The 4,241-nt window shown below is 69.2% G+C and carries 4 protein-coding genes; 2 read left to right on the top strand and 2 right to left on the bottom strand.

Features of this window, described 5'->3' with window-relative positions:
- Positions 1-721: ATP-binding cassette domain-containing protein (locus tag B3547_RS09785; protein WP_292962560.1), on the top strand; the 721-nt coding region annotated here is incomplete at its 5' end.
- Positions 722-724: 3 nt separating this feature from the next.
- Here B3547_RS09785 and B3547_RS09780 read toward each other — a convergent pair.
- Positions 725-1,345 carry a TetR/AcrR family transcriptional regulator gene (locus B3547_RS09780; RefSeq protein WP_292962557.1) on the bottom strand — a complete coding sequence of 207 codons (621 nt, stop codon included), beginning with the start codon at positions 1,343-1,345 and terminating at the stop codon, positions 725-727.
- Positions 1,346-1,480: 135 nt separating this feature from the next.
- Between B3547_RS09780 and B3547_RS09775 the strand changes: the two genes are divergently transcribed.
- On the top strand, positions 1,481-2,449 hold the full coding sequence (locus B3547_RS09775) for an SDR family NAD(P)-dependent oxidoreductase (RefSeq protein ID WP_292962554.1): 969 nt from the start codon (positions 1,481-1,483) through the stop codon (positions 2,447-2,449).
- 40 nt (positions 2,450-2,489) lie between these two features.
- Here the strand turns inward: B3547_RS09775 and B3547_RS09770 are convergent, their stop codons facing one another.
- Positions 2,490-4,118: an inorganic phosphate transporter gene (locus tag B3547_RS09770; protein ID WP_292962563.1), complete on the bottom strand. Its 1,629-nt coding sequence runs from the start codon at positions 4,116-4,118 to the stop codon at positions 2,490-2,492.
- Positions 4,119-4,241 lie beyond the last annotated feature (123 nt).

Below are 4,241 nucleotides of genomic sequence, written 5' to 3'. Positions count from 1 at the left end.
CGGGCTGGAAGGCTGGGCCGCGCTGGCGCAGACCGACATGCAGGCCCCGCGCGTCGATCTCGCCCGCCACCGCCTCGCCAGCCTGGCCCAACACGGAACCGCGGCGACCGGCCCGGACATCAAGGGCAAAGCGCTGACCATCGCCGGTGCGGCCTGCACCGGCGGCGCGCGGCTGCGCATCGCCGGACGATCGGGCGCGGGCAAGACGCGGCTGGTCGAAACGCTCGCCGGCCTGCGCGACGATGCCCCGCAGACCATGGCAATCGACGGCATACCGTTGACCGCCATCGCCCCCGAAAGCCGCCGCCCGCTGTTCGCGCTCGCCGCGCAGGACGCGCCGCTGATCGCCGGCTCCATTGCCGACAATCTGCGCCTTGCCGCGCCGGGCCTCGACGAAGCGCGCATGTGGGACGCGCTGCGCGTCGCCTGTGCCGACGACGTGGTGCGCGCACTGCCCGAAGGGCTGGACCAGTGGCTGGGCGGCGATGGCGCGCGGCTTTCGGGCGGCCAGCGCCGCCGCATAGCGCTCGCCCGCGCGCTGCTGGCCGGCCGGCCCTGGCTGGTGCTCGACGAACCGAGCGAGGGACTGGATGCGGAAACCGAGGCGCTGCTCGTCATGCGCCTGCGCGACTGGCTCGATACGAGCGGCAGCGGCCTGATCCTCGTCAGCCACCGCCCGGCGATGGCCGCACTGGCGGAGCAGACCGTTCCGCTCGGCTGAGCTTCAGGCGCGCGGCGCGCGCAGGCCGGCAATCAGGATGTCAACCATAGCGCGTGCCGCCGCCCCGCCACCGTTATCGCCCTCATTATCGCAGTCGTCATCGCGGCCGAGGCTGGCGACCCCGCCCAGCGCGCGCAGCAGATCGAACGGATCGCCATCGAACCGCATCTCGCCCGCGTTCACCGCCCGGCCGATCAGCGCGACCATCGCCTCGCGCATCACGGCGCCCGATGCCGCATAGAGCTGGCCTGGGCCGGCCGGCATCGCGTTGAGCAGGTCGGTCATGCCCTGCTTGGTCGCCATGTAGTCCACGAAGGCCAGCATCCACGCGCGCAGCGCCGGCAGCGGTGGCAGTTCGGCGGCCAAGCGCCGCGCCGCTTCGCCAAGCTGGTCGGTCTCGTTGCGATAGACCGCCTCGATCAACGCATCGCGGGTGGGGAAATGGCGATAGAGCGTGCCGATTCCCACCCCCGCCGTGCGGGCGATGGCCTCCAGGCTCGCGTCGGCGCCCTTCGCCGCGAAGACCGCCTTGGCCGCATCCAGCAGCCGCGCGCGATTGCGGGCCGCATCGGCACGCGGCCGCCGGCCGGCTTCGGCACCGGAAACTTTTTCGACCGTCGCCACACGACGCCCCTTGATAAACGGAGGGTGCCTCCGTATTAAAGCGGAGGAACCCTCCCTTTCATATACCCTCAACCGGCGGCAGGCAATGGGCCTTCTGGCGGCGGGAGCGGTGCGCCCCAAACAGGAGTCCCTTTCATGTCCCAGACCTTCGGAGCCACATCCACCACCGACGACGTGCTGACCGGCGTCGATCTTTCCGGCAAGCGCGTGCTGGTCACCGGCGTTTCCGCCGGCCTCGGCGTCGAAACCGCGCGCGCGCTGGCCGCGCATGGCGCTCAGGTGGTGGGCGCCGCGCGCGATCTCGCCAAAGCCGAAGCCGCGACCGCCGTGGTGCGCGAACAGGCCGCCAACGGTGGCGGGCTCGACCTGATCGAGCTCGATCTGGCCTCGCTCGCCAGCGTCCGCGCCGCGGCCGACGCGCTCGTCACCGATGGACGGCCGTTCGACCTCGTCATCGCCAACGCCGGCGTCATGGCCACGCCGTTGGGCAAGACGGCGGATGGCTTCGAAACCCAGTTCGGCACCAACCACCTTGGCCATTTCGTCTTCGTCAACCGCATCGCCGGGCTGATCGCGCCGGGTGGCCGGTTCGTCGCCGTCGCCTCGTCGGGCCACCGCTTCTCCGACGTCGATCTGGACGATCCCAACTTCGATCGCACGCCGTATACGCCCTTCGAAGCCTATGGCCGCTCGAAGACCGCGAACGTGCTGTTCGCGGTGGAATTCGACCGCCGCCACCGGGATCGCGGCGTACGCGCCACCGCGCTGCATCCGGGCGGCATCAACACCGAACTGGGCCGCCATATGGGCCAGGACGCGCTCGATGCGCTGGTGGAACAGATCAACGCCGATCTGGCGACGGAAGGAAAGCCGCCGTTCGCCTGGAAGACCATTCCGCAGGGCGCGGCGACCTCGGTCTGGGCCGGCGTGGTCGCCAGTGCGGACGAGGTCGGCGGGCGCTATTGCGAGAACTGCCACGTTTCCGAAGTGACCGACGGACTCATCAGCCCGGTGTCCGAAGGCGTGCGTTCCTACGCGCTCGATCCGGACAACGCCCGCGCGCTCTGGGCGAAGAGCGAGGAAATGGTCGGCGAGCGGTTCTGAAGCCAAAGGTGGCGCGGGGCTTCTCTCCCGCGCCGCCGCGCTATCCGACGAGCGCGTGGAACAGCAGGTAAAGCCCGCCCGAGAGCAGGATCGAGGCTGGCAGCGTCAGTACCCAGGCCATCAGCAGGTTGCGGATCGTGCCCATCTGCAGGCCCGACCGGTTGGCCGCCATCGTGCCCGCCACGCCGGAGGAGAGGACGTGCGTGGTCGAAACCGGCAGGCCCAGCATGTCCGCGCCGGCGATCGTGCCCATGGCCACGAGTTCGGCCGAAGCGCCCTGCGCATAGGTCAGGTGCGATTTGCCGATCTTTTCGCCCACCGTCACCACGATGCGCTTCCAGCCGACCATGGTGCCCAGCCCCAGCGCCACGGCGACAGCCACTTTCACCCAGGTCGGGATGAAGCGGGTGCCAGCGTCGAGCGAGCCCTTGTAGGCGGACAGCGCCTTGGCGCTCGCTTCGGGCAGGGCGGCCTTCTTGTCCTTGCCCAGCCAGCGGATCGCTTCCGAAGCGAGATACATGTCGTTGCGGATATTGCCCACGGCGGCGGCCGGCACCTTGGCCAGCGAACCGTATTCGCTGACCTGCGTGTCGACATCGCGGATCAGCACGCCCAGCGCCGGCAGCGTGGCGGGCGTGAACTTGCGGTCGGCGATGTAACGCGTGATGGCCTCGCGGGCCTGTGCGGGCGTGGTGCCGGCCGTGGTCCCGGAAGCGCCGGGCGCACCCAGCACGCCGGCGGCGGCCACGGTATTGGCATGGAACTCCGCCATGTAGCGATCGGGCACGGCGCGGTTCAGCGCATAGGCGGTGGGCACCGTGCCGATCAGGATCAGCATGATCAGGCCCATGCCCTTCTGCCCGTCGTTCGAGCCATGCGCGAAGCTGACGCCGGTGCAGGTGAAGATCAGCAGCCCGCGAATCCACCACGGCGGCGGCACGCCGTCCTTCGGTTCGGCATAGAGCGCGCGGTTGCGCACCAGCACTTTCATCGCCAGCAGCAGCAGAGCGGCCACGCCGAAGCCGATCAGCGGAGACAGCAGCAGCGCCTGACCGATCTCGGTCGCCTTGCCCCAATCCACGCCCGAGGTGCCGCTCTTGCCATGCAGCAGCGCATTGGCGACGCCGACGCCGATGATCGAACCGATCAGCGTGTGCGAGCTGGACGAAGGCAGGCCGAACCACCACGTCGCGAGGTTCCACACGATCGCCGCGATCAGCAGCGCGAACACCATCGCGAAACCGGCGTTGGACCCCACCTTGAGGATCAGTTCCACCGGCAGGAGCGAAACGATGCCGAAGGCGACCGCGCCGGAAGACAGCAGCACGCCCAGGAAATTGAAGAAGCCAGACCACACCACCGCCGCGTGCGCGGGCATGGCGTTGGTGTAGATCACCGTCGCCACCGCGTTCGCGGTATCGTGGAAGCCGTTCACGAATTCGAAGCCCAGCGCGATTAGCAGCGCCACGAACAGCAGCACGAACGGCAGGTAGGTCGTCGGCTGCACGCCCGAGGCCGCAGCGTCGGAATAGATGCTCCAGGCGACATAGACGACGGCCGCAGCGATCGCGCCGACGAAGGCGATCATCCCCACCCGGCCCAGGCCGCGGTCAAGATCGGGCCGCCCGGCCGGCTTGGAACCGCCGACGCCGGAAGCGGCGCCGGACATGGTAATCGATGCGTTCATGAAACCCGAATCTGTGGCCCTGAGCATTCTTGCTCAGACTTGCCGTAGGCGCGCCACATGACACTTTTGTTTCAATGTTACAGCGCCCCCGCCGCGCGGAGACCC

The organism is Novosphingobium sp. UBA1939 (genome assembly GCF_002336885.1).
Classification (GTDB): domain Bacteria; phylum Pseudomonadota; class Alphaproteobacteria; order Sphingomonadales; family Sphingomonadaceae; genus Novosphingobium.
Note: the sequence above shows the minus strand (reverse complement) of the source record. Positions and strands in the feature narration are given on the sequence as shown.